Raw genomic sequence first — 23,079 nt, forward strand, 5'->3', positions numbered from 1 at the left:
GCTTTTACCTTGTAAACCCCTGACGTCGAAAAATTATTCGCGGCGAAAGCTGACCCGGAGGGCGCTTTCGCGCTTCAATACACACATGGCAAAAACCGACTCTATAGATAAGGTGAACAGTTTCTAATGGCCGATTGGCAATCCCTCGATCCCGAGGCCGCCCGAGAAGCGGAAAAGTATGACAACCCCATTCCCAGTCGTGAGCTGATTCTTCAGCAGCTGGCTGATCGCGGCTCGCCCGCCAGTCGTGAGGAGCTGCTCGACGAATTCGGGCTGACCACCGACGAACAGATCGAGGCGCTGCGTCGCCGGCTGCGCGCCATGGAGCGCGATGGTCAGCTGATCTATACCCGCCGCGGTACCTATGCGCCCGTGGACAAGCTGGATCTGATCCTCGGGCGCATCAGCGGCCACCGCGACGGCTTTGGCTTCCTGGTGCCCGATGACGGTAGCGACGACCTGTTCCTCAGCCCGGCGCAGATGCGCCTGGTATTCGATGGCGACCGCGCATTGGCGCGGGTTTCCGGCCTCGATCGGCGCGGCCGCCGCGAAGGCGCCATCGTCGAAGTGATCTCCCGTGGCCACCAGACCATCGTCGGCCGTTACTACGAAGAGAGCGGCATCGGCTTCGTGATTCCCGACAACCCGAAGATCCAGCAGGAAGTGCTGGTCACCGCTGGCCGCAATGGCGGCGCCAAGCAGGGCCAGTTCGTCGAGGTGGCGATCACCCATTGGCCGACGCCGCGCTTCCAGCCCCAGGGCGACGTCACCGAAGTGGTCGGCAACTACATGGCGCCGGGCATGGAAATCGACGTGGCGCTGCGCAGCTACGACATCCCCCACGTCTGGCCCGAGGCGGTGCTCAAGGAAGCCCGCAAGCTCAAGCCCGAGGTCGAGGACAAGGACAAGGAAAACCGCGTCGACATGCGCCATATCCCCTTCGTCACCATCGACGGTGAGGATGCCCGGGACTTCGACGACGCGGTGTATTGCGAGAAGAACGGCAGCAACTGGCGGCTGTTCTCCGGCGGCTGGAAGCTCTACGTGGCCATCGCCGACGTTTCCCACTACGTGAAGGTCGGCTCGGCGCTGGATGCCGAGGCCCAGGTGCGAGGCAACTCGGTGTATTTCCCGGAGCGGGTCATTCCCATGCTGCCGGAAGAGCTGTCCAACGGCCTGTGCTCGCTGAACCCCAAGGTCGACCGCCTGGCGATGGTCTGCGAGATCTCGATCTCCAAGACCGGCAAGATGGCCGACTACAAGTTCTACGAGGCGGTGATCCACTCCCATGCACGCCTGACCTACAACAAGGTCAGCGCCATGCTCGAGCAGCCCAAGAGCAGCGAAGGCAAGGCCCTGCGCAGTGAGTACAAGGACGTACTGCCGCACCTCAAGCAGCTGTATGCGCTCTATCAGGTATTGCTCGCTGCGCGCCACGAGCGCGGCGCGATCGACTTCGAAACCCAGGAAACCCGCATCATTTTCGGTTCTGGCCGCAAGATCGCGGAAATCCGCCCGACCCAGCGCAACGATGCCCACAAGCTGATCGAGGAATGCATGCTGGCGGCCAACGTGGCCACCGCCGCGTTCATGCAGAAGCACGGCATCCCGGCGCTGTACCGCGTGCACGATGGCCCGCCGCCGGAGCGCCTGGAAAAGCTCAAGGCTTTCCTCGGCGAGCTGGGCTTGTCCCTGCACCGTGGCAAGTCCAAGGATGGCCCGTCGCCCAAGGACTATCAGGCGCTGCTGGAAAGCATCCGCGGGCGTGACGATTACCACCTGATCCAGACCGTGATGCTGCGCTCGCTCAGCCAGGCGGTGTACAGCGCCGACAATCAGGGGCACTTCGGCCTCAACTACGATGCCTACGCGCACTTCACCTCGCCGATTCGCCGCTACCCGGACCTGCTGATCCACCGCGCCATCCGCAGTGTGATCCGCTCCAAGCAGGACACCCCGCACGTCGAGCGTGCCGGCGCCGTCAGCATGCCCAAGGCGCGTATCTACCCGTACGACGAGCCGATGCTCGAGCAGCTCGGCGAGCAGTGCTCGATGTCCGAGCGCCGTGCCGATGAAGCCACTCGTGATGTGGTCAATTGGCTCAAGTGCGAGTTCATGAAGGACCGCGTCGGCGAAACCTTCCCGGGGGTGATCACGGCGGTAACCGGCTTTGGTCTGTTCGTCGAGCTCAAGGACATCTACGTCGAAGGCCTGGTGCACGTCACCGCGCTGCCGGGCGACTACTACCACTTCGATCCTGTGCATCATCGCCTGGCCGGTGAGCGCAGTGGCCGCAGCTTCCGCCTCGGCGACAGCGTGTCGGTGAAGGTCATGCGTGTCGATCTGGACGAGCGCAAGATCGATTTCGAAATGGCGGAAGGTGCAGAGCAGGCGCCGGCGGCCCGCGGCAAGCGCCGTGAGTCCGGCAGCGACAGCCGCGGCGGCCGTGGTTCGCGTGGTGGCTCGACGGGCAATACCGACGTGCAGAAAAGCCGTGACGTGAAAAAGGCCCTGCTCGCCGACTCCAGGTCTTCTGGCAAAGGTGCCAGCAAGGTGGCGGACAAGGGCGGCAAGCCGAGCCGTCACCGCAAGGGCCCCTCGAAGAGCAAGGCCAAGTCATGAGTCAGCTGGAGAAGATCTACGGCGTGCATGCCGTGGAAGCGCTGCTGCGTCATCACCCCAAGCGGGTGAAGCAGATCTGGCTGGCCGATGGCCGCAGTGACCCACGGGTGCAGCCGCTGCTCGAGCTGGCCGGCCAGGCGCGGGTCGCCGTCGGCCAGTGCGAGCGCCGCGAGATGGACGCCTGGGTCGAGGGTGTGCACCAGGGCGTGGTCGCCGAAGTCAGCCCGAGCCAGGTGTGGGGCGAGGCGATGCTCGAGGAGTTGCTCGATCGTTGCGAAGGCCCGCCGTTGCTGCTGGTGCTCGATGGCGTGACCGACCCGCACAACCTCGGCGCCTGCCTGCGCACCGCCGATGCGGCAGGCGCCCTGGCGGTGATCGTGCCCAAGGACAAGTCGGCCACGCTGACCCCGGTGGTGCGTAAGGTCGCCTGTGGGGCTGCCGAGGTGATCCCGCTGGTGGCGGTGACCAACCTGGCGCGCAGCCTGGAAAAACTCCAGCAGCGCGGCCTGTGGGTCGTCGGTACGGCGGGTGAAGCCGAGCAGGAGTTGTTCCAGCAGGACCTGACCGGCCCCACGGTGCTGATCATGGGCGCCGAAGGCAAGGGCATGCGCCGCCTGACCCGCGAGCACTGTGATTACCTGGTCAAGCTGCCCATGGCCGGCAGCGTCAGCAGCCTCAACGTGTCGGTCGCCACCGGCATCTGCCTGTTCGAGGCGCTGCGCCAGAGGCGCGGCAACGGGCTTCAGGCAGCAGGCCGCAAGTAAAAGCCGCAGCGCAACGCCTGATCGGCCGGCGTCTGCGCTGGGCATGCTAGGCCTGAAACCGCTGTTGTTCAAAAAATCGCCAAATCGCCTTGCGTGCGTCAGGGGGCTTCTCTAGAATGTCGCCCCTTGCCGTCATGGCAGGCGTTTGCGCGCCCACCCGTTACAGCAAGCCAACAGAGTCATTCACTCCTTGCCTGACCGCATTTTCGTGGCAGGCTACAACCCGTAAGGAGCATTCATGCGTCATTACGAAATCATCTTTCTGGTTCACCCGGACCAGAGCGAGCAAGTCGGCGGCATGGTCGAGCGTTACACCAAGCTGATCGAAGAAGACGGCGGCAAGATCCACCGTCTGGAAGATTGGGGCCGTCGTCAACTGGCCTACGCCATCAACAACGTTCACAAGGCTCACTACGTGATGCTGAACGTTGAATGCAGCGGCAAGGCCCTGGCCGAGCTGGAAGACAACTTCCGCTACAACGATGCCGTGATCCGTAACCTGGTCATCCGTCGCGACGAAGCCGTTACCGGTCAGTCCGAGATGCTCAAGGCCGAAGAAAACCGCAGTGAGCGCCGTGAGCGTCGTGAACGTCCTGAAAACGCCGAGTCCAACGACGGCGATGACAGCGACAACAACGACAGCGACAACGCTGACGAGTAATCCACGGATCTATTGAGGAGCCAATCCCATGGCACGTTTCTTCCGTCGTCGTAAATTCTGCCGTTTCACCGCTGAAGGCGTGAAAGAGATCGATTTCAAGGATCTCAACACCCTGAAAGCCTACATCTCGGAAACCGGCAAAATCGTTCCTAGCCGTATCACCGGTACCAAGGCTCGTTATCAGCGTCAGCTGGCTACCGCTATCAAGCGCGCCCGCTTCCTGGCCCTGCTGCCCTACACCGACAGCCACGGCCGTTAAGATCTGACGTTCGACAAGTAGTAAGGGATAGATCGCATGCGCGCCTTGGCAGAATTCATCATGCGCGGCCGTATGCAGGCCACCCTCGTGGTGGTCGGTTCTGCAGCTTTGCCGCTGCTGTTCTGGTTGAGTGCCGCCGCCGGATGCCTGGTGCTTCTGCGGCGTGGCCTGAGTGATGCCATTGGCATCCTCGCCTGGGCGTTGCTGCCGGCCATTGGCTGGTGGTACTTCGGCGAACCGCGCACCTTGCTGGTGTTGCTGGGCGCGCTGGGGCTGGCGTGCGTATTGCGCGCCAATCCGTCCTGGAGGCGGGTGCTGTTGTTCAGCATCGCGCTGGGCCTGGTGTATGGACTGGTATTGGGGGCGACGTTCCGCGAGCCCATCGAAGCCATGGCCCAAGAGCTGAACAAGCTCTTGCCGCAGATGCTCGATGGCGTTCACCAACAGATGTCGGTGGACGATCAGGCGCGTCTCCAGGGTCTCATTGCACCGGTGCTGACCGGATTGCTGGCAGCGTTGCTGCAGGTGGTCAGCTTGCTGAGCCTGATGCTTGGGCGGTTCTGGCAGGCGGCGTTGTACAACCCGGGAGGTTTCGGCGCGGAGTTCCGTGAGCTGAGATTTCCGCCGATGCTGGCGATGTTGCTGCTGGTCGGCATGCTGCTCGGGCCCAATCTGGGCGTCGAGATGGCCATGCTCACGCCGTTGTGCAGTGTTCCGCTGGCGTTCGCGGCCATCGCCCTGTTGCATGGGCTGGTGGCCAAGGGCCGACTGTCGAAGTTCTGGCTGGTCGGACTGTACATCACGCTGCTGCTGTTCATGCAGCTGATCTTTCCCTTGCTGGTGGTGTTAGCCATCGTCGACAGTCTGTTTGATTTTCGTGGTCGTCTGGCGGACAAGCCCGGTTCGGGTCCCGCCAACGGTGAAGGTTAAAAGTTAAGAGGTAACACCCAAATGGAAGTCATCCTGCTGGAAAAAATCGCCAACCTGGGCAACCTGGGCGATAAAGTGAACGTTAAAGCCGGTTACGGCCGTAACTTCCTGCTGCCGCAAGGCAAAGCTACCGCTGCCACCGAAGCCAACGTCGCTGCTTTCGAAGCACGTCGCGCTGACCTGGAAAAAGCCGCTGCCGAGAAGAAGGCTTCCGCCGAAGCTCGTGCTGCTCAGCTGGCTGAGCTGGAAGTCACCATCACCGCCACCGCTGGCGATGAGGGCAAGCTGTTCGGTTCCATCGGCACCCACGACATCGCTGACGCCCTGACCGCCTCCGGCGTTGAAGTGGCCAAGGCCGAAGTGCGTCTGCCGAACGGCACCATTCGCCAGGTTGGCGAGTACGACGTGGCCGTGCACCTGCACAGCGATGTCGAAGCAACCGTCAAGGTTGTCGTGGTCGCTGCCTAAGTCTCAGCGAACTGCTTAGCGGGCTTGCACTCAGGTGCCTTCCCGCTAACATCGGGCACGGTATTGCGAAAGCGATACCGTGCCCTTTGTTTTTCTCCGCAAGCATTCTTTCCAGGCGCCCATGAACGACATCAGCATCCCCGAACAGTACGACCTGCAAACCGCTGCCCTGAAGGTGCCACCGCACTCGATCGAGGCCGAGCAGGCGGTGCTCGGTGGTTTGATGCTCGACAACAACGCCTGGGAGCGCGTGCTGGATCAGGTGTCCGACGGCGACTTCTATCGCCATGACCATCGCCTGGTCTTTCGCGCCATCTTCAAGCTCGCCGAGCGCAACCAGCCGTTCGATGTGGTCACCCTGTCCGAACAGCTGGACAAGGAAGGCCAGCTGACCCAGGTTGGCGGCCTGGCGTACCTGGGGGAGCTGGCCAAGAACACGCCGTCGGTGGCCAACATCAAGGCCTACGCGGGCATCATTCGCGAGCGCGCCACCCTGCGCAAACTGATCGGCATCAGCAACGAGATCGCTGATAGCGCCTATGCGCCCGAAGGCCGAACTGGCGAAGAGATCCTCGACGAGGCCGAGCGGCTGATCTTCCAGATCGCCGAGGCGCGGCCCAAGACCGGCGGCCCGGTGGGCATCAACGATATCCTGGTCAAAGCCATCGACCGCATCGACGAACTGTTCAACAACGGCGACGCGATCACCGGCCTGTCCACCGGCTTCACCGACCTGGACAACCTGACCAGCGGCCTGCAGCCGGCCGACATGATCATCGTCGCCGGTCGTCCGTCGATGGGCAAGACCACCTTCGCCATGAACCTGGTGGAAAACGCGCTGATGCGCAGCGACAAGTCGATCCTGGTGTATTCCCTGGAGATGCCCTCCGAATCCATCGTGATTCGTATGCTGGCGTCCCTCGGCCGCATCGACCAGACCAAGGTGCGTGCCGGCCGCCTGGACGACGACGACTGGCCGCGGCTGACCTCGGCGGTCAATCTGCTCAACGACCGCAAGCTGTTCATCGATGACACCGCCGGTATCTCGCCGAGCGAGATGCGTGCGCGGACCCGGCGCCTGGCCCGTGAGCACGGCGAGATCGGCCTGATCATGGTCGACTACCTGCAGCTGATGCAGATTCCCGGTTCCAGCGGCGACAGTCGGGTCAACGAGATTTCCGAGATCTCCCGCTCGCTCAAGGCGCTGGCCAAGGAGTTCAACTGCCCGGTGATCGCCCTGTCGCAGCTCAACCGTGGCCTGGAGCAACGGCCCAACAAGCGCCCGATCAACTCCGACTTGCGTGAATCCGGGGCGATCGAGCAGGACGCCGACATCATTCTTTTCGTCTACCGCGACGAGGTCTACCATCCGGAAACCGAGTACAAGGGCGTCGCCGAAATCATCATCGGCAAGCAGCGTAACGGCCCCCTGGGGACCGCGCGCCTGGCCTTCCTCGGCAAATACTCGCGCTTCGAGAACCTGGCACCCGGCAGCTACCAGTTCGACGACGAATAACCGCTCAGTCTGCTGCGGGCTGGAACACCGCGTAGCCCGAGCGGCCGGCGGCCTTGGCCTGATAGAGCGCCTGGTCGGCGGCCTTGTAGAGGCCGGCGAACTGCTCGGCATGCTGGGGATAGAACGCCGCGCCTATGCTGATGCTGACGTTCAGGGCGTGGCCGGCGTAGTCCACCGGCCGGGCCAGCTCGGCGAGCAGGCGCTCGGCGACATCCCCGGCGTAGCGCCGGGCGTCGGCGCCGCCAATCAGTACCGCGAATTCATCCCCGCCCAGGCGTGCCACCGTATCGCTGCCGCGTACGTGCTCGCGCAGGCGCTTGCCGATGTGCTGCAGCAACAGGTCACCGGCGTCGTGGCCATGCTGGTCATTGATCGGCTTGAAGTGATCCAGGTCGATCAGCAGCAGTGCGAGGTTTTCATCGCTGTGCCGCGCGCCGCGCAAGGCGCTCTCGCACTGCTCCACCAGGTGACGGCGATTGGGCAGGTCGGTCAGGGCATCGTGAAAGGCGGCATGCCGCAGTTCCTGTTTCTGCTGGAAGAGCTGCAGGTTGGCGTTTTTCAGCTCGGCGGTTCGCCGATCCACGGCCAGCTGCAGTTCATCGGCGCTGGCCTGCACCTGGGCCAGGCGGGCGCCTTTTTCCTCGTCGGCGCGCTGCAGCGCTTCGGCCCGCTGGTTCTTCAGCAGCTGGATGCGGTAGGCGAGGGCGAACGAGAACAGGATCGACTCCAGCGCCACGGCGACCGGAAACACGTAGCTGTTCCACGCCGCCGGCTGGATGACGCCAGTGGCGCGCAGCAGCAGCAGGTTGACGCTGGCTAGGATCATGCCGTAACCGCAGAAGTACAGGCACGCCGGAAAATAGCCCTGGCGCCAGCGCTGCAGCGAGGCCCACAGCGCGGTGGGAATGGTGGTAATCGCCAGTAGCACGAAGATCCAGGCACCGACCGCGCGCAGGCCGCAAGCATCGGCGAGTACCGCCAGCAGATAGAGCGCGCAGCTCAGGGTCAGCAGGTGGTGGGCCCAAGGGGTGTAACGGCGCGTTTGCAGCAGCTTCTGGGTGAAGCGGCAGGCACCGAACCCCCACAGCGCCGGCACGCTGATGCGGTCCAGCCAGAAGGGCACCGCCGCGCCGGGCCACAGGTACTGGAAGCCGTGCCCGGTCATGCCGAGAATCATCAGCAACGCGCCGCTGGTGGTGACCACGTACCAGAAGTAGGCGCTGTCGCGCAGCGCCAGGAACAGGAACAGGTTGTACAGCAGCAGTGCGGTGATCACCCCGTAGATCAGGCCAAGCCAGAGGTTTTCGGTCGCCACCTGGGTTTTCAGGTCAGCCAGCTGCCACACCTTCAGCGGGAAGGAATTGCCGGCCGGGTCGTAGGTGCGCAGGTAGAAGGTAAGCGGCTGTTCGCCCAGCTCAGGAAGGCGCAGCAGCATACGCCGGTGCGGATGATCACGGCCCTCGGCGAAACCTACCGTTTCCCCGGACTGACGCTTGTGCCAGCCCCCCTGGCCATCGGGCAGATACAACTGCAGGTCGAGCAGGGTGACCGAGGCGATCTCCAACCACCACTGGCGGGGGGCATCCGCTGCGGCGTTCAGGGTCACCTTGATCCACCAGGGATTGGCGCTCTGGCCGACGCTGGCCTTGCCCTGGGCAGGCACGAAGCGCTGCTGCACGGCGGGGTCGGCCATCTGTTCGATGCTCAGCTTCGCGCCGGGGTCTTCGAGCAGCTCGATGTGCTCGTTCAGGCTCTGCCCGCTGCTGGTCGCCGTCAGGCTGATGCCCTCGGCGTGGGCCGACAGGCTCATGGTCGCCAGGATCAGAATCTGCGACAGGAATGTGGCTAGGCGCTGCAAGCGGGGCTCCTGAAGGCAGGCAGGTCTTGTGGTGTAAGCCTGAGCTTACACCGAACTCGTGCTTTTATAGATGAGCAAAGCGAGGCGCGATACCTGCTATCGGATGCCCGGTACAACCTAGCGCAGCAGTCGGGTTTGGTTAAAATTTGTGCTATATTCCGCGCCCCGTGAAATTCCTGATCAAAAACGGTTACCGCCATGCAAGCCGCCAAGCCGCTGTTCGACTATCCCAAATACTGGGCCGAGTGTTTCGGCCCGGCGCCGTTCCTGCCGATGAGCCGGTCGGAGATGGATCAGCTCGGCTGGGATTCGTGCGACATCATCATCGTCACCGGTGATGCCTACGTCGACCATCCCTCGTTCGGCATGGCGATCATCGGCCGTCTGCTGGAAGCCCAGGGCTTTCGCGTGGGCATCATCGCCCAGCCGAACTGGCAGTCCAAGGACGACTTCATGAAGCTCGGCGAGCCGAACCTGTTCTTTGGCGTGGCGGCCGGCAACATGGACTCGATGATCAACCGCTACACCGCGGACAAGAAGATCCGCTCCGACGACGCCTACACCCCCGGCGGCCTGGCCGGCAAGCGTCCGGATCGCGCCAGCCTGGTGTACAGCCAGCGCTGCAAGGAAGCCTACAGCCACGTGCCGGTGGTGCTTGGCGGCATCGAGGCGTCGCTGCGCCGCATCGCCCACTACGATTACTGGCAGGACAAGGTACGCCGCTCCATCCTGATGGACGCCACCGCCGACATCCTGCTCTATGGCAATGCCGAGCGTGCCGTGGTGGAGATCGCCCAGCGCCTGGCCTACGGGCAGAAAATCGAGGACATTTCCGATATTCGCGGCACGGCGTTCATCCGCCGCGACACGCCGACGGATTGGTTCGAACTCGACTCCACACGCATCGACCGTCCGGGCCGGGTCGACAAGATCATCAACCCCTACGTGAACACCCAGGATACAGCTGCCTGCGCCATCGAGCAGGAAAAGAGTGCCGTCGAGGATCCCAACGAGGCCAAGGTCGTCCAGCTGCTTTCGCACCCGCGCCTGGAGCGCGACAGGACGGTGATCCGCCTGCCGTCCTTCGAGAAGGTGCGCAACGACCCGGTGCTCTATGCCCACGCCAACCGCGTGCTGCACCTGGAAACCAACCCGGGCAACGCCCGCGCACTGGTGCAGAAGCATGGCGACGTGGACGTCTGGTTCAACCCGCCACCCATCCCCATGACCACCGAGGAAATGGACTACGTGTTCGGCATGCCCTACGCGCGCGTGCCGCACCCGGCCTATGGCAAGGAGAAGATCCCGGCCTACGACATGATCCGCTTCTCGGTGAACATCATGCGTGGCTGCTTCGGCGGCTGCACCTTCTGCTCGATCACCGAGCACGAAGGCCGCATCATCCAGAACCGCTCCCACGAGTCGATCATCCGCGAGATCGAGGAGATGCGTGACAAGGTGCCGGGCTTCACCGGCGTGGTCTCCGACCTCGGCGGGCCGACCGCCAACATGTACCGCATCGCCTGCAAGGATCCGGAGATCGAGAAGCACTGCCGCAAGCCGTCCTGCGTGTTCCCCGGTATCTGCGAGAACCTCAACACCGATCACTCGTCGCTGATCGAGCTGTACCGCAAGGCGCGGGCGCTGCCGGGGGTGAAGAAGATCCTGATCGCCTCGGGCCTGCGCTACGACCTGGCCGTCGAGTCGCCGGAGTACGTCAAGGAACTGGTCACCCACCATGTCGGCGGCTACCTGAAGATCGCCCCGGAGCATACCGAGCGCGGCCCGCTGGACAAGATGATGAAGCCGGGCATCGGCAGCTACGACACCTTCAAGCGCATGTTCGAGAAGTACTCGAAGGAGGCGGGCAAGGAACAGTACCTGATCCCCTACTTCATCGCCGCGCACCCGGGCACCACCGACGAGGACATGATGAACCTCGCCCTGTGGCTCAAGCGCAACGGCTTCCGCGCCGACCAGGTACAGGCGTTCTACCCCTCGCCGATGGCCACCGCCACGGCCATGTACCACTCGGGCAAGAACCCGTTGCGCAAGGTCACCTACAAGAGCGATGGCGTGGAGATCGTCAAGAGCGAGCAGCAGCGTCGTCTGCACAAGGCGTTCCTGCGCTACCACGACCCGAAAGGCTGGCCGTTGCTGCGCGAGGCCCTGGAGCGCATGGGCCGCGCCGACCTGATCGGCAATGGCAAGCATCAGTTGATCCCGACCTACCAGCCCAAGGCCGACGAGTACCAGAGCGCCCGTCGCAAGAACTCCACGCCGGCGGGCAGCAAGAAGGTCGGCGGGGCAGGCAAGCCTGCGGGTGGCCGCATCCTCACCCAGCACACCGGCCTGCCACCGCGTGGCAGCGACGGCAGCAAGCCCTGGGACAAGCGCGAACAGGCCAAGGCGGCGGCCGAAGCCAGGCTGCAGGAGCAGAAGAGAGGCGGCGGCAAGGGCGCTGCGGGCAAGAAGAAGCCACGCCCTGTGGCGCCGCGTTAAGGCGATCGGGATATCTGGGGGAGCGCGGCATGGGCGCGATTCGCGGGCACGGCCCGCTCCCACAGGCCGGCTTATCTACTCATTTGCTGTCCAGCCTGGCCCCTGGCCTTAGCCGTAGCGCTTCTTCGCCTCGATGGCCAGGCCGCTGCCAATGCTGCCGAAGGTATTGCCTTCCACGTGCCGGGCGTTGGGCAGCAGCGCCGCCACGCTCTGGCGCAGGGCCGGCACGCCGCTTGAGCCGCCGGTGAAGAACACCGTGTCGACCTGCTCCAGGCCCACGCCCGCATCGCCGAGCAGGGTGGTCACGCTGCCGCGGATGCGTTCGAGCAGCGCCGCGATGCTGTCCTCGAACAGCCCGCGGGTCAGCTCGGCGCTCAGGCCCGCCTCGATACGCTGCAGGTCGATGGGGTGTTGCAACTGCTCGGTCAGGGCTATCTTGCTGTCTTCGATCTGCATCGCCAGCCAGTGGCCGGCGCGTTGCTCGATCAGCTTGAACAGGCGGTCGATGCCGGTCGGGTCGACGATGTCGTAGCGCATGTTCTGCAGCGCCCGCTGCGAGGCGGCCGAATAGACCACGTTGATGGTGTGCCAGGTCGCCAGGTTGAGGTGGAAGCTGGTGGGCATCAGCGCATCGCTCTTCATCCGGCTGCCATAGCCGAACAGCGGCATCACGCCGGCCAGCGAGAGCTGCTTGTCGAAGTCGGTACCGCCGATATGCACGCCGCCGGTGGCCAGGATGTCGCCCTGGCGCTCGGCGAGCTGACGGCGCTCCGGTGCCAGGCGCACCAGGGAAAAGTCCGAGGTACCGCCGCCGATATCGACGATCAGCACCAGTTCCTCGCGCTCGATGGTGGATTCGTAGTCGAAGGCTGCGGCGATCGGTTCGTACTGGAAGGACACGTCCTTGAAACCGAGCTTCTGCGCCACGGCGACCAGGGTGTTCTCGGCTTCCTGGTCGGCCTGCGGGTCGTCATCCACGAAGAACACCGGGCGCCCCAGCACCACGGCCTCGAAGGGGCGTTCGGCCACCGCTTCGGCGCGTTTCTTCAGCTCGCCGATAAAGAAGCCGAGCAGGTCCTTGAACGGCAGGGCGCTGCCCATCACCGCGGTTTCACTCTTCAGCAGCTTGGAGCCGAGCAGGCTCTTGAGCGAGCGCATCAGGCGGCCTTCGTAGCCTTCCAGGTATTCGTGCAGGGCCAGGCGGCCATAGACCGGGCGGCGCTCCTCGAGGTTGAAGAACACCACGGAGGGCAGGGTGATCTTGCCGTCTTCCAGCGGGATCAGCGTGTCGCCGCCCGGGCGCAACCAGCCGACGGTGGAGTTTGAGGTGCCGAAGTCGATACCGCAGGCGCGGGCAGGGGTGGAAAGAGGCATGTCGCACGGCTCCTGAAAAAACGGCCGCGCATTCTAGGCCAAATGAGGTGTTAGGGTCTGTAGCCGTTTCAACGCGAGCCGCGTTGCCGCGAGAAATCTCGCCAGGCCGGGCGGCGATCCGCTAGGCGGAGGACGCAGGGAAAGGCGTTCCCTTTTCAAGTCCTCCAACGACGCATGGCGAGATTTCCCGCACAACCTAGGCGGCCCCACCCGTAGGGCCGGGCCCGTTTTGCCGCGATGCAGCGTTTCTCGCGGCTCATTTAGCTAGCTAAACTTCGCGGCTGTGTGACCCACATGGATGTGGGAAATGCCGCAAGCCCGCCGGGAGCGGGCGTGGCCCTTGCCTCGCGGCAAAGCGGGCTCCGGCGCGGCCGTGCATGAAACGGCAACAGACCCTAGCGCTGCCGCTTCGTCAGGGCAACGGGGGATTTTGCACTTCGCCGCGGCGTTCGCGCCATTGGCCCCACTCGAAGCCCAGCACGACGACCAGCGACAGGGCGAATGGCAGCAGCAGGTAGAAGCCGCGGAACACGATCAGCGCGGCCAGCACGTCCGAGGCGGGGATCTCCGGCAGCGCGGCCAGGAAGCTGACTTCCAGCACACCCAGACCGCCGGGGGCGTGGGACAGCAGGGCCAGGGAGAAGGACGCCAGGAATACGCCGAGCACCACCATGTAGCCGGGGTTGTAAGCCTCGGGCAGGGCGAAGTAGATGATCGCCGCGGCGCAGGCCAACTCCAGGGGGCCGGCCAGCAGTTGGCGACCGACGATGCGCAGACGCGGGTACTCGACATGCAGCTTGCCGAATTTCCAGGGTTTGAACTGCAGCCAGGACCCCAGCACGTAGAGGCCGACCAGCAGCAACAGGAGGCCGCCGACGGCCACCGAGACCAGCGGGGTGACGTCCAGCACGCGGTGGATCAGGTCCGGCTGCAGCACCAGCACGCAGCCGCTGGCCAGCAGGGTGCCGAGGGCGAAGGTGAAGGAGCAGAAGACGATCAGGATGCCGATTTCATGGGGCGTCAGGCCCTTGGTGCGGTAGGCGCGGTAACGTACCACGGCGCCGGAGAACACCGAGGCGCCGATATTGTGGGCCAGGGCGTAGGTGGTGAAGGAGCACAGGGTGATGAACCGCCAGGAGATCTTCTTGCCCAGGTGGGCGATGGCGATGCGGTCGTACCAGGCGAGCGCCGAATAGGCGCCCAGGGTGGCGACGGCGGCGAGAATCCAGTTCAGGTGCGGGATGGCCTTGAGGCTGCCGGCGATCTCGTCGAGGGAAATGTTGCGCACTTCGCGGTAGAGCAGGAAGCAGGACGCGACCACGGCGCACAACCCGATCAGCGTCCAGATCAGGTCACTGCGTTTCATCGTGGGCTTGGTACCTTGCAACGGCGATCCCCTGTTTCACGTCTTGGCGAGCAGTCGATTGTGCATTCGATGAGTTGTCGCACCCATCGTTCAGACCCTTTCCCTGGGTATGACCCGGTGGGTTGTGGGTGTACAGGGTGCGCAGTATCCCGGAGGCGGGCCGGTTGCTCAACTGGCACCGGTTCGCAGGCCGTTACCGCGTGTGTCTTTTTACCGGCTCAAACCCAGCGTGGCCGCGGCCAGCACGGCATAACGCAGGGTTTTCGCCAGGCTGACGATCAGCGTGAAGCGCCACAGGGGCTCACGCATGATGCCGGCGACCAGGGTCAGTGGGTCGCCGATCACCGGCAGCCAGCTCAGCAGCAGCGACCAACGTCCGTAGCGCCCGTACCAGTGCTGCGCCTGCCGCAGGCGCCGAGCGCTGACCGGAAACCAGCGCCGGTCACGAAACCGTTCCAGGTAACGGCCCAGCCACCAGTTGACCAGCGAGCCCAGCACGTTGCCCAGGCTGGCGACCAGAATCAGCGTCCACACCGGCTGCGCGCCGCCGAGCAGCAGCGCCACCAGAAGCGCCTCGGACTGCAGTGGCAGCAGCGTCGCCGCACCGAATGCGGCGGCGAACAGCCCCAGGTAGGCGTAGATATCCGCCAATGCGATGGGCTGTCAGGACTTCTTGTCGGCTTCGGCGTTGGCCATGATCTCTTCCAGCTTGAGGCCGGTGAGGTCATGGATGGTGCGCCACAGGTAGTAGAAGATGGCCATCAGCATGATCATCGACGGAATGGCGATCATCGGGTAGCTGAGCAGGGTCATGCGGCCCAGCTCGTCGTTGAAGGCCTCGCTGCCGGCCGGACTGGTGACGATCCACTTGGCCAGCACGTAGTTCATCGCCGAGGAAAAGAAGAAGGTAGCGCTCAGCCAGTAGGTGGCGCGCAGCAGGCGTGCTTCGAAGCGCTGGGTGTGACCGCCCTGTTCCAGGCGATCATGGATCTTGTCGACGTTGAGCACGGTCTTGTTGAACAGCAGCGTGCGGATCAGCGGGTAGCGGGTGCGCGTCGACACCAGCACGGCGATGCCGATCAAGCCGGGAATCGCCGCTTCCTTGATCGCCAGCCACTGGTTGTCCAGGTGCAGCAGGCCGATGCCGCCGGTGAGGATCACGCTGACCAGGCCGAGCAGGGCGACGAAGTTGAATTTGCGGTACTTGACCAGTTCGAACGCGCCCCAGCCCAGGGGGAAGGCCAGGGCCAGCACCAGCGCGCCATCCGGGCCCAGTCGGGCTTCGCCGCTGAGCTTCATGAGGATCAGCGACGGGATCACGATGCTGATCAGCAGGTCGATGAACGGGCGGGGTTTGTGCGGTGCGGCGGGGGTCTGCGTGGTGTCGGTCATGTCGATGTGCGTTGAGGGGCGAGCGCCGATGATCGCCTGCCTGAGGCGCTGGCGCCAGCCCGATTGTCGGTGCAATCACCACAAAGTCCTTCCTGTTCGGATGGCGCAGTTGGCCGAGCGGTAGTGCGCCGGCGCCGCTGCTTGCTGAAATTGGCCGGTCACTGGGGTAAAATTGCCGGCTTTAGCTGCAAGGTGAGCGTCGACGACCCGCCGGCGCCGATCCATTGTCAGGCAGCCGTTTTTGTTCAAGCGTTCATGGGGATGGCCAGATGGGCCCGCTGCGTTGCTATGGTGTGCTGGTTCTCGCGCTGCTGCTGTGCGCGCGGGTGAACGCCGAACTGCGCATCCTCACCGAGCCGGGCCCGCCTACTGCATTCATGCAGGACGGCGAACTTCGCGGTTTTGGCGTCGATGTGGTACGTGAGCTGATCGAGCGAACCGGCAGCCACGCGCAGATCGAGATGATGCCCTGGACCCGCGCCTATACCCTGGCGCAGCGCGGGCCCGACGTGGCCCTGTTCGCCATGGTGCGGACGCCCGAGCGTGAACAGCGCTTTCAGTGGGTCGGGCCGATCCTGCACGGCAAGGTGCGCTTCTATTCGCTGAAATCCAGCGGTATGCGGGTCGACAGCCTCGATGATGTGGCAGCCAGCGGCCCCCTGGCCGTGCCCAAGCAGTGGTACAGCTACGAGGCGTTGCAGGCCAAGGGGCTGCAGAACCTGTACGGCGTACCGACGCCACAGACCATGGTCACCCTGTTCGCCCATGGCCGCGGCAACCTGATCCTGCTTGAGGACATCCTGCTGCGCGACATGCTCGCCCCGGCAGGGCTGGACCCGGCGGACGTGCAGCCGCAGATGGTGTTCATGGAGTCGTCGTATTACATCGCGTTTTCCCGCGAGACCGACCCGGCCATCGTGGCGGCCTGGCAGGAGGCGTTGGCGGAAATGCGCCGGGATGGCAGCTTTTCGGCGATTTTCCGCCAGTGGCTGCCCGATGTAGAGCCGCCCACCGCCCTGCGCTGAGTTGGCGGGAAATTTGCTGCGAAGCGGGGATCAACCGAGGGCCGACGTATCCGCGCGGCAGCCTGCGCAGCCGGCACCTGGCCCATCGGTCGCGGCACGCCACAAGAATTCGCTTCAGACGGCTGGGGACAAGGCCGTCGAGCCCCCGATTCATCCGACGTTTGGACAATGCCTATGACCAACATGCAACGTGCTTCCCACCATGAATTGCGGCGCGCCTTCCGCACCCTGCTGGCTTCGGGAGCCTGCTACCACACCGCTTCGGTCTTCGACCCGATGTCCGCACGTATCGCCGGCGATCTGGGCTTCGAGGTCGGCATCCTCGGCGGCTCGGTCGCTTCGCTGCAGGTGCTGGCGGCACCGGATTTCGCCCTGATCAGCCTGAGCGAGTTCGTCGAGCAGGCCACCCGGATCCACCGCGTTTCCCGCCTGCCGGTGATCGCCGACGCCGACCATGGCTATGGCAACGCCCTGAATGTGATGCGCACCGTGGTCGAGCTGGAGCGCGCCGGCATCTCGGCGCTGACCATCGAAGACACCCTGCTGCCCGCCCAATTCAACCGCAAGTCGACCGACCTGATCAGCGTCGCCGAAGGCGTTGGCAAGGTGCGTGCGGCCCTGGAGGCGCGGGTCGACCCGGACCTGGCGATCATCGCCCGTACCAATGCCGGCGTGCTCGGCGTCGAGGAAGTCATCAAGCGCACCATGGCCTATCAGAAGGCCGGCGCCGATGCCATCTGCATGGTCGGTGTCGAGGACTTCGAGCACCTGGAGAAGATCGCCGAGCACCTCAGCGTGCCGCTGATGCTGGTGACCTACGGCAACCCCAAGCTGCGCGACAACGAGCGCCTCGCCAAACTGGGCGTACGCATCGTGGTCAACGGCCATGCCGCCTACTTCGCTGCCATCAAGGCCACCTACGACTGCCTGCGCGAACAGCGCAATGCCGTTGCCAGCGACCTGAGCGCCTCGGAGCTGGCGCACAAGTACACCCAGCCCGAGGAGTACGTGGCCTGGGCCGACGAGTTCATGAACGTCAAGGAATAACCCCGCTTCACCTGCCACGCCGGACAGCGGCCGCGCAACGCGAGCCGATTCGTCCGCCGTCGGCTGCCCCTTGCCAATCCCGTCCGCCCGCTCCTATCTTCCGGTCAGCACTATTCTTTTCGGAGAGCGATATGGCCACCGGTTGGGCGCAAGACGGCGCCGTGCAGGAGCAGATCGACAGCACCATCGAAGACGCCGTGCAGCGCGCGCGCAGTCAGTTGCCCAAGGGCGAAAGTCTGACCCATTGCGAAGAATGCGATGCACCGATTCCCGAAGCACGGCGCCAGGCCGTGCCCGGCGTGCGGCTGTGCGTGAACTGCCAGGCCCAGGCCGACAAGGAACAGGCCAAGGCCGGTGGCTTCAACCGTCGTGGCAGCAAGGATAGCCAGCTGCGCTAGGGTCGTGACAGGGTCTTGTAGTAGATGGCATTGGCCCGGTACTGGCCGTCCGGCCCGCAGGCATAGTCGGGCAGGCCGCCGATGCGGGTGTAGCCCAGGGCGCGATAGAGGTGTTCGGCCTCGCTGCCGGCCTCGGTGTCCAGATAAAGCAATCCTCGCTTCAAGTGCGCCGCATGGGCCTCGAGCTGCTGCATCAGCAGCCGGGCGATACCACGGCGTCGTGCACTGCTCAGTACCAGGAGCTTCTGCACTTCGCCGCGATTCAGGCCATTGGCCTTCAGGCACAGGCTGAGCTGCACCGAGCCCAGCATGTTTCCATCCTCTTCAGCGACCCAGATGGTCAATGCACCGCTGGCCAGCGCCCGGTTTACCTCGTTGAAGTATCCATTCGCCTGCTGGCTATCGATATCGGCCAGAAAGCCCACGGACGCGCCATTGGCCACGGCGTCGATCAGCAGGGTGATCAGGCCCTGGCGACAGGCTTCGAAATCGGCTGCGTCGAGCTGACGGATCTCTAGGCTCATGGCGTGCTGCGCTGCGGGGTGAGGATCAGCTGCATAAAGGTCAGGTCCAGCCAGCGGCCGAACTTGCAGCCGACCTGGGGCATCTGCCCGGTGATGGTGAAGCCCAGGCGTTCGTGCAGGCGCACCGAGGCGGTATTGCCGCTTTCGATGGCGGCGACCATCACATGTTTGCCGACCTCTCGCGCCCGCTCGACCAGCGCCTGCATCAGCAGCGGGCCGAGGCCCTGGCCGCGGGTGTCGTGGCGCACGTACACCGAGTGCTCGACCGTATTGCAAAAGCCCTCGAAGGGCCGCCAGTCACCGAACGAGGCGTAGCCCAGCACCTGCTGCGCCTCGTCGATCGCCACCAGAATCGGATAGCCCTGGGTCGCCCGCGCCTCGAACCAGGCCTGGCGGTTGGCCAGGTCCACGGGGCGCTCGTTCCAGATGGCCGTGGTGTTGAGCACGGCATCGTTGTAGATGGCGAGCAGGGCAGGCAGGTCGTCGCTGATGGCGTCGCGGATAACGGCAGGCATGGTGCGTCTCTCGGCGGATGGGGCCGGCAGGCCGGCCCCGGATCGGATCACTTGTCGCGGTCGACCGCGAACGGGCCCCAGGCCTGACGGCTGGGCATGATTTCCAGGCGGTTGATGTTGATATGGGCGGGCAGGGTGGCGACGTAGAAGATCTGCTCGGCGATATCTTCCGCGCTCAGCGGTGTAGTGGTGCTGTACAGCGCATCGGAGGCGGCCTGGTTGCCCTTGGTACGCACCAGGGTGAACTCGGTCTCGGCCATGCCCGGGGCGATGTCGGTGACGCGCACGCCGGTTGAGACCAGGTCGCAACGCAGGTTGAAGCTGAACTGTTTGACGAACGCCTTGCTGGCGCCATACACGTGGCCGCCCGGGTACGGCCATTCGCCCGCTACCGAACCGATATTGATGATGCTGGCGCCCTTGCCGGTTTCCAGCAGCTTGGGCAGCACGGCATGGGTGACGTTGACCAGGCCGGTGATGTTGGTATCGATCATGGTGTGCCAATCCTGCAGGGCCACCTTCTGCGCGGCTTCCGGCGCCAGGGCCAGGCCGGCGTTGTTGATCAGCGCGTGGATCTTGTCGAACGGCGCCGGCAGGCTGTCGACCAGGGCCTGCACGGCAGTGGCGTCACGCACGTCGAGGGTGGCGATATGCACCGGCACCTTGCTCTCCAGCTCGGCCTTGAGTTCTTCCAGGCGCTCCTGGCGACGGCCCGAAAGCACCAGCGCCCAGCCGGCCTCTGCAAAGCGGCGAGCGGTGGCGCGGCCAAAGCCGGAGGTGGCGCCGGTGATGAAAACTACCTGGGTCATGTTCTGCCTCTTGTCTGTCGTCAGTGAGAATCGCTGAGCCGCGATGGATCAACGGCTGCCGTCGACTGCCGGGGCGGGCTCATCGACGCGGATCATCGCCACCTGGACGCCTGCCGGTTGGCCGGCAGGTGAGGGCTGAGCGGTGGCGGACGGCAAGAATAACCGCGTAAGCGATTACCGCGTAGATACAGCTGCGCTGTTTTGCCGCTCAGATCGCCACCAACCCACGTACACCATCGGCTTCCATTGTTTCGCCACGGCCCTGCTGGACGATTTCGCCGCGGCTCATCACCAGGTACTGATCGGCCAGTTCGGCGGCGAAGTCGTAGAACTGCTCGACCAGCAGAATGGCCATGTCGCCACGGGCGGCGAGCTTCCTGATCACCGTGCCGATTTCCTTGATCACCGAGGGCTGGATGCCTTCGGTGGGCTCGTCGAGGATCAAGAGGCGCGGTTGGCTGGCCAGGGCGCGGCCGATGGCCAGCTGTTGCTGCTGGCCGCCAGACAGGTCGCCGCCGCGGCGGTGTTTCATTTCCAGCAGCACCGGGAACAACTCATAAATGAACGGCGGGACTTCCTTGGCCTGGCTGCCGGGAAAGCGCGACAGACCCATCAGCAGGTTCTCTTCCACCGTCAGGCGGCCGAAGATTTCCCGGCCCTGGGGCACATAGGCGATGCCGGCGTGCACCCGCTGGTGCGGCTTGCAGCCGGTGATGGCCTTGCCTTCCCATTGCACGCTGCCTTCCCTGGCCGGCAGCAGGCCCATCAGGCACTTGAGCAGGGTGGTCTTGCCCACGCCGTTGCGACCGAGCAGGCAGGTGACTTCGCCGACCTTCACGTCGAACGACAGGCCGCGCAGGATATGGCTGCCGCCGTAGTACTGATGCAATCTTTCGACTTGGAGCATGATTCGATTCCTCGTCCTAGGAGCCTCAAGCCTCAAGCTGCAAGCCACAAATAAAAGCGGCACGGGGTCTACTTCTACTTGCAGCTTGAGGCTTGCAGCTTGTAGCTGGCGCGTCAGCGCCCCAGATAAACCTCGATTACCCGTTCGTTAGCCTGTACGGCGTCGAGCGAGCCTGCGGCCAGCACGCGGCCCTGGTGCAGCACGGTGACGTGGTCGGCGATGCTGCCGACGAAGCCCATGTCGTGCTCGACCACCATCAGCGAATGCTTGCGCGCCAGGGATTTGAACAGTTCGGCGGTGAATTCGGTTTCCGCGTCGGTCATGCCGGCCACCGGCTCGTCGAGCAGCAGCAGTTGCGGGTCCTGCACCAGCAGCATGCCAATCTCCAGGAACTGCTTCTGGCCGTGGGACAACAGGCCTGCCGGGCGCTGGCGCGAGCCTTCCAGGCGAATGGTGGCCAGCACCTCGTCGATGCGGTCGCGCTGCTCGCCGCTGAGTGTGGCGCGCAGGCTGGCCCACACCGACTTGTCGGTCTTCTGCGCCAGTTCGAGGTTCTCGAACACGCTCAGCGCTTCGAACACCGTTGGTTTCTGGAACTTGCGGCCGATGCCGGCCTGGGCGATCTCGACCTCGCTCATCTGGGTCAGGTCGAAGGTTTCGCCGAAGTAGGCGACGCCGCTGTTGGGGCGGGTCTTGCCGGTGATCACGTCCATCAGTGTGGTCTTGCCGGCGCCGTTGGGGCCGATGATGCAGCGCAGCTCGCCGACGCCGATATACAGGGTCAGGTCGGTCAGCGCCTTGAAGCTGTCGAAGGCGACGTTGATGTCTTCCAGGGTCAGGATGGTGCCGTGGCGGACGTTGAGGCCGCGCCCGGCGCTCTGGCCCAGGCCGATGGCGTCGCGGCTGCTGCCTGCCGGGTCGATGAGCATTTCGGGAATCGGTGCGCTTCTCATGACTTGTCCCCTCGTTTGAGCAGGCCGATGACGCCCTTGGGCAGGCACAGGGTGACCACGATGAACAACGCGCCGAGGGCGAACAGCCAGTATTCGGGGAAGGCCACGGTGAACCAGCTCTTCATGCCATTGACCAGGCCGGCGCCGAGCAGCGGGCCGATCAATGTGCCGCGCCCGCCGAGGGCCACCCACACGGCGGCTTCGATGGATTGGGTCGGGGCCATTTCGCTGGGGTTGATGATGCCCACCTGGGGCACGTACAGCGCACCGGCCAGGCCGCACAGCACGGCGGACAGCACCCAGATGAACAGCTTGTAGCCGCGTGGGTCGTAGCCGCAGAACATCAGGCGGTTCTCGGCGTCGCGCAGGGCGGTGAGCACCCGGCCGAACTTGCTGCGCGCCAGGCGCCAGCCCAGGTACAGGCTGCCGACCAGCAACAGCACGGTGAGCGCGAACAGCGTGGCGCGGGTGTTCGCCGCGGTGATCTCGAAGCCGAGGATGCTGCGAAAGTTGGTGAAGCCGTTGTTGCCGCCGAAGCCGGTCTCGTTGCGAAAGAACAGCAGCATGCCGGCGAAGGTCAGGGCCTGGGTCATGATCGAGAAATACACGCCCTTGATCCGCGAGCGAAAGGCGAAGAAACCGAATACCAGGGCCAGCAAGCCAGGCGCCAGCACCACCAGGCACAGGGCCCAGAGGAAGTTGTCGGTGCCGTACCAGTACCAGGGCAGTTCGCGCCAGGCCAGGAAGCTCATGAACGCCGGCAGGCCGTCACCGGCGGCTTCGCGCATCAGGTACATGCCCATGGCATAGCCGCCGAGGGCGAAGAACAGGCCGTGGCCGAGGGACAGCAGGCCGGCATAGCCCCAGACCAGGTCTAGCGCCAGGGCGACGATGCAGTAGCAGAGGATCTTGCCGACCAGGGTCAGGCTGTAAGCCGACACATGCAGGGCATGCTCGGCGGGCAGCAGGTGCAGCAGCGGCATGGCGAGCAGCACCGCGAGCACCAGCAGGCCGATGGCCATGGAGACCTGCGGACCGAGCCTGTGGCTGGCGCGGGCCAGCAGCGTTTGGTTGGCGGCGTTCATCGGTGGATCCCCCATAAAACGACCCGTGCAAGCGCGCCCTGCGCGCGAACGATAGCGGGGACGCAGTCGCTGGTAGGGCCAGCTCTCACAGCGTCGAGGTCAAG

The 23,079-nt window shown here is 64.5% G+C and carries 22 protein-coding genes; 11 read left to right on the forward strand and 11 right to left on the reverse strand.

What is annotated here, in order from left to right; genetic code table 11:
• Positions 1-126 precede the first annotated feature (126 nt).
• The 7 genes from rnr to dnaB all read left to right on the forward strand — a co-directional run bounded on the left by rnr (position 127) and on the right by dnaB (position 7,220).
• A complete protein-coding gene (rnr, locus tag SA190iCDA_RS04635; RefSeq protein WP_070885219.1) occupies positions 127-2,622 on the forward strand; it encodes a ribonuclease R in 2,496 nt (831 codons plus the stop codon).
• Positions 2,619-3,386, forward strand: a complete 768-nt coding sequence (gene rlmB / locus SA190iCDA_RS04640) for a 23S rRNA (guanosine(2251)-2'-O)-methyltransferase RlmB (RefSeq protein ID WP_070885220.1) — start codon at positions 2,619-2,621, stop codon at positions 3,384-3,386. Before rnr ends, rlmB begins: the two co-directional genes overlap by 4 nt.
• Before the next feature lie 238 nt (positions 3,387-3,624).
• Entirely contained in the window at positions 3,625-4,047 is a 423-nt protein-coding gene (gene rpsF / locus SA190iCDA_RS04645) for a 30S ribosomal protein S6 (protein ID WP_013793174.1), read from the forward strand.
• Positions 4,048-4,075: 28 nt separating this feature from the next.
• The gene (gene rpsR / locus SA190iCDA_RS04650) at positions 4,076-4,306 is read left to right on the forward strand and encodes a 30S ribosomal protein S18 (protein WP_013793173.1); all 231 of its coding nucleotides are present in this window, start codon (positions 4,076-4,078) and stop codon (positions 4,304-4,306) included.
• A gap of 36 nt (positions 4,307-4,342) precedes the next feature.
• Positions 4,343-5,236, forward strand: a complete 894-nt coding sequence (locus tag SA190iCDA_RS04655) for a hypothetical protein (protein ID WP_070885221.1) — start codon at positions 4,343-4,345, stop codon at positions 5,234-5,236.
• Positions 5,237-5,257: 21 nt separating this feature from the next.
• Complete coding sequence (gene rplI, locus SA190iCDA_RS04660; protein WP_070885222.1) at positions 5,258-5,704, forward strand: 50S ribosomal protein L9; 447 nt, start codon at positions 5,258-5,260, stop codon at positions 5,702-5,704.
• A 121-nt stretch (positions 5,705-5,825) separates the two neighbouring features.
• Positions 5,826-7,220, forward strand: a complete 1,395-nt coding sequence (gene dnaB, locus SA190iCDA_RS04665; RefSeq protein WP_070885223.1) for a replicative DNA helicase — start codon at positions 5,826-5,828, stop codon at positions 7,218-7,220.
• A 4-nt stretch (positions 7,221-7,224) separates the two neighbouring features.
• Here the strand turns inward: dnaB and SA190iCDA_RS04670 are convergent, their stop codons facing one another.
• Positions 7,225-9,030, reverse strand: coding sequence for a diguanylate cyclase (locus SA190iCDA_RS04670; RefSeq protein ID WP_070885272.1), 1,806 nt, complete (start codon positions 9,028-9,030; stop codon positions 7,225-7,227).
• A 246-nt stretch (positions 9,031-9,276) separates the two neighbouring features.
• On the opposite strand from SA190iCDA_RS04670, the gene SA190iCDA_RS04675 reads away from it, so the two are divergent.
• Positions 9,277-11,580 carry a YgiQ family radical SAM protein gene (locus SA190iCDA_RS04675; protein ID WP_070885224.1) on the forward strand — a complete coding sequence of 768 codons (2,304 nt, stop codon included), beginning with the start codon at positions 9,277-9,279 and terminating at the stop codon, positions 11,578-11,580.
• A gap of 108 nt (positions 11,581-11,688) precedes the next feature.
• Here the strand turns inward: SA190iCDA_RS04675 and SA190iCDA_RS04680 are convergent, their stop codons facing one another.
• The 4 genes from SA190iCDA_RS04680 to SA190iCDA_RS04695 all read right to left on the reverse strand — a co-directional run bounded on the left by SA190iCDA_RS04680 (position 11,689) and on the right by SA190iCDA_RS04695 (position 15,712).
• On the reverse strand, positions 11,689-12,954 hold the full coding sequence (locus SA190iCDA_RS04680) for an Hsp70 family protein (protein WP_070885225.1): 1,266 nt from the start codon (positions 12,952-12,954) through the stop codon (positions 11,689-11,691).
• 412 nt (positions 12,955-13,366) lie between these two features.
• Entirely contained in the window at positions 13,367-14,320 is a 954-nt protein-coding gene (locus tag SA190iCDA_RS04685) for a lysylphosphatidylglycerol synthase transmembrane domain-containing protein (protein WP_070885226.1), read from the reverse strand.
• Between the two features lie 210 nt (positions 14,321-14,530).
• Positions 14,531-14,971, reverse strand: a complete 441-nt coding sequence (locus SA190iCDA_RS04690; protein WP_070885227.1) for a YqaA family protein — start codon at positions 14,969-14,971, stop codon at positions 14,531-14,533.
• 12 nt (positions 14,972-14,983) lie between these two features.
• Positions 14,984-15,712, reverse strand: coding sequence for a VC0807 family protein (locus tag SA190iCDA_RS04695; RefSeq protein WP_070885228.1), 729 nt, complete (start codon positions 15,710-15,712; stop codon positions 14,984-14,986).
• Positions 15,713-15,981: 269 nt separating this feature from the next.
• On the opposite strand from SA190iCDA_RS04695, the gene SA190iCDA_RS04700 reads away from it, so the two are divergent.
• The 3 genes from SA190iCDA_RS04700 to SA190iCDA_RS04710 all read left to right on the forward strand — a co-directional run bounded on the left by SA190iCDA_RS04700 (position 15,982) and on the right by SA190iCDA_RS04710 (position 18,182).
• Positions 15,982-16,737, forward strand: coding sequence for a substrate-binding periplasmic protein (locus SA190iCDA_RS04700; protein ID WP_070885229.1), 756 nt, complete (start codon positions 15,982-15,984; stop codon positions 16,735-16,737).
• A 183-nt stretch (positions 16,738-16,920) separates the two neighbouring features.
• A complete protein-coding gene (locus SA190iCDA_RS04705) occupies positions 16,921-17,784 on the forward strand; it encodes an isocitrate lyase/PEP mutase family protein (protein WP_070885273.1) in 864 nt (287 codons plus the stop codon).
• 131 nt (positions 17,785-17,915) lie between these two features.
• The gene (locus SA190iCDA_RS04710; RefSeq protein WP_013793161.1) at positions 17,916-18,182 is read left to right on the forward strand and encodes a DksA/TraR family C4-type zinc finger protein; all 267 of its coding nucleotides are present in this window, start codon (positions 17,916-17,918) and stop codon (positions 18,180-18,182) included.
• Here the strand turns inward: SA190iCDA_RS04710 and SA190iCDA_RS04715 are convergent.
• The 6 genes from SA190iCDA_RS04715 to urtC all read right to left on the reverse strand — a co-directional run bounded on the left by SA190iCDA_RS04715 (position 18,179) and on the right by urtC (position 22,912).
• Positions 18,179-18,706, reverse strand: coding sequence for a GNAT family N-acetyltransferase (locus SA190iCDA_RS04715; protein ID WP_070885230.1), 528 nt, complete (start codon positions 18,704-18,706; stop codon positions 18,179-18,181). The genes SA190iCDA_RS04710 and SA190iCDA_RS04715 overlap by 4 nt on opposite strands.
• The gene (locus SA190iCDA_RS04720; protein WP_070885231.1) at positions 18,703-19,221 is read right to left on the reverse strand and encodes a GNAT family N-acetyltransferase; all 519 of its coding nucleotides are present in this window, start codon (positions 19,219-19,221) and stop codon (positions 18,703-18,705) included. Before SA190iCDA_RS04720 ends, SA190iCDA_RS04715 begins: the two co-directional genes overlap by 4 nt.
• A gap of 47 nt (positions 19,222-19,268) precedes the next feature.
• Positions 19,269-20,030 (reverse strand): SDR family NAD(P)-dependent oxidoreductase, encoded by a 762-nt coding sequence (locus SA190iCDA_RS04725; protein ID WP_070885232.1) that lies wholly within the window; start codon positions 20,028-20,030, stop codon positions 19,269-19,271.
• 208 nt (positions 20,031-20,238) lie between these two features.
• Positions 20,239-20,937 (reverse strand): urea ABC transporter ATP-binding subunit UrtE, encoded by a 699-nt coding sequence (gene urtE, locus SA190iCDA_RS04730; protein WP_070885233.1) that lies wholly within the window; start codon positions 20,935-20,937, stop codon positions 20,239-20,241.
• A 113-nt stretch (positions 20,938-21,050) separates the two neighbouring features.
• The gene (gene urtD, locus SA190iCDA_RS04735; RefSeq protein WP_070885234.1) at positions 21,051-21,890 is read right to left on the reverse strand and encodes an urea ABC transporter ATP-binding protein UrtD; all 840 of its coding nucleotides are present in this window, start codon (positions 21,888-21,890) and stop codon (positions 21,051-21,053) included.
• Positions 21,887-22,912, reverse strand: coding sequence for an urea ABC transporter permease subunit UrtC (gene urtC / locus SA190iCDA_RS04740; protein WP_419203888.1), 1,026 nt, complete (start codon positions 22,910-22,912; stop codon positions 21,887-21,889). The genes urtD and urtC overlap by 4 nt, the downstream gene beginning before the upstream one ends.
• Between the last annotated feature and the right edge of the window lie 167 nt (positions 22,913-23,079).

The organism is Pseudomonas argentinensis, from assembly GCF_001839655.2.
In the GTDB taxonomy this organism is placed as follows: domain Bacteria; phylum Pseudomonadota; class Gammaproteobacteria; order Pseudomonadales; family Pseudomonadaceae; genus Aquipseudomonas; species Aquipseudomonas argentinensis_B.

Coding starts and splice junctions, on each gene's coding strand:
- rnr (WP_070885219.1), top strand. CDS start 127: ATGGCCGATTGGCAATCCCTCGATCCCGAGGCCGCCCGAGAAGCGGAA.
- rlmB (WP_070885220.1), top strand. CDS start 2,619: ATGAGTCAGCTGGAGAAGATCTACGGCGTGCATGCCGTGGAAGCGCTG.
- rpsF (WP_013793174.1), top strand. CDS start 3,625: ATGCGTCATTACGAAATCATCTTTCTGGTTCACCCGGACCAGAGCGAG.
- rpsR (WP_013793173.1), top strand. CDS start 4,076: ATGGCACGTTTCTTCCGTCGTCGTAAATTCTGCCGTTTCACCGCTGAA.
- SA190iCDA_RS04655 (WP_070885221.1), top strand. CDS start 4,343: ATGCGCGCCTTGGCAGAATTCATCATGCGCGGCCGTATGCAGGCCACC.
- rplI (WP_070885222.1), top strand. CDS start 5,258: ATGGAAGTCATCCTGCTGGAAAAAATCGCCAACCTGGGCAACCTGGGC.
- dnaB (WP_070885223.1), top strand. CDS start 5,826: ATGAACGACATCAGCATCCCCGAACAGTACGACCTGCAAACCGCTGCC.
- SA190iCDA_RS04670 (WP_070885272.1), bottom strand. CDS start 9,030: ATGAGCCTGTCGGCCCACGCCGAGGGCATCAGCCTGACGGCGACCAGC.
- SA190iCDA_RS04675 (WP_070885224.1), top strand. CDS start 9,277: ATGCAAGCCGCCAAGCCGCTGTTCGACTATCCCAAATACTGGGCCGAG.
- SA190iCDA_RS04680 (WP_070885225.1), bottom strand. CDS start 12,954: ATGCCTCTTTCCACCCCTGCCCGCGCCTGCGGTATCGACTTCGGCACC.
- SA190iCDA_RS04685 (WP_070885226.1), bottom strand. CDS start 14,320: ATGAAACGCAGTGACCTGATCTGGACGCTGATCGGGTTGTGCGCCGTG.
- SA190iCDA_RS04695 (WP_070885228.1), bottom strand. CDS start 15,712: ATGACCGACACCACGCAGACCCCCGCCGCACCGCACAAACCCCGCCCG.
- SA190iCDA_RS04700 (WP_070885229.1), top strand. CDS start 15,982: ATGGGCCCGCTGCGTTGCTATGGTGTGCTGGTTCTCGCGCTGCTGCTG.
- SA190iCDA_RS04705 (WP_070885273.1), top strand. CDS start 16,921: ATGCAACGTGCTTCCCACCATGAATTGCGGCGCGCCTTCCGCACCCTG.
- SA190iCDA_RS04710 (WP_013793161.1), top strand. CDS start 17,916: ATGGCCACCGGTTGGGCGCAAGACGGCGCCGTGCAGGAGCAGATCGAC.
- SA190iCDA_RS04715 (WP_070885230.1), bottom strand. CDS start 18,706: ATGAGCCTAGAGATCCGTCAGCTCGACGCAGCCGATTTCGAAGCCTGT.
- SA190iCDA_RS04720 (WP_070885231.1), bottom strand. CDS start 19,221: ATGCCTGCCGTTATCCGCGACGCCATCAGCGACGACCTGCCTGCCCTG.
- SA190iCDA_RS04725 (WP_070885232.1), bottom strand. CDS start 20,030: ATGACCCAGGTAGTTTTCATCACCGGCGCCACCTCCGGCTTTGGCCGC.
- urtE (WP_070885233.1), bottom strand. CDS start 20,937: ATGCTCCAAGTCGAAAGATTGCATCAGTACTACGGCGGCAGCCATATC.
- urtD (WP_070885234.1), bottom strand. CDS start 21,890: ATGAGAAGCGCACCGATTCCCGAAATGCTCATCGACCCGGCAGGCAGC.
- urtC (WP_419203888.1), bottom strand. CDS start 22,912: ATGGCCATCGGCCTGCTGGTGCTCGCGGTGCTGCTCGCCATGCCGCTG.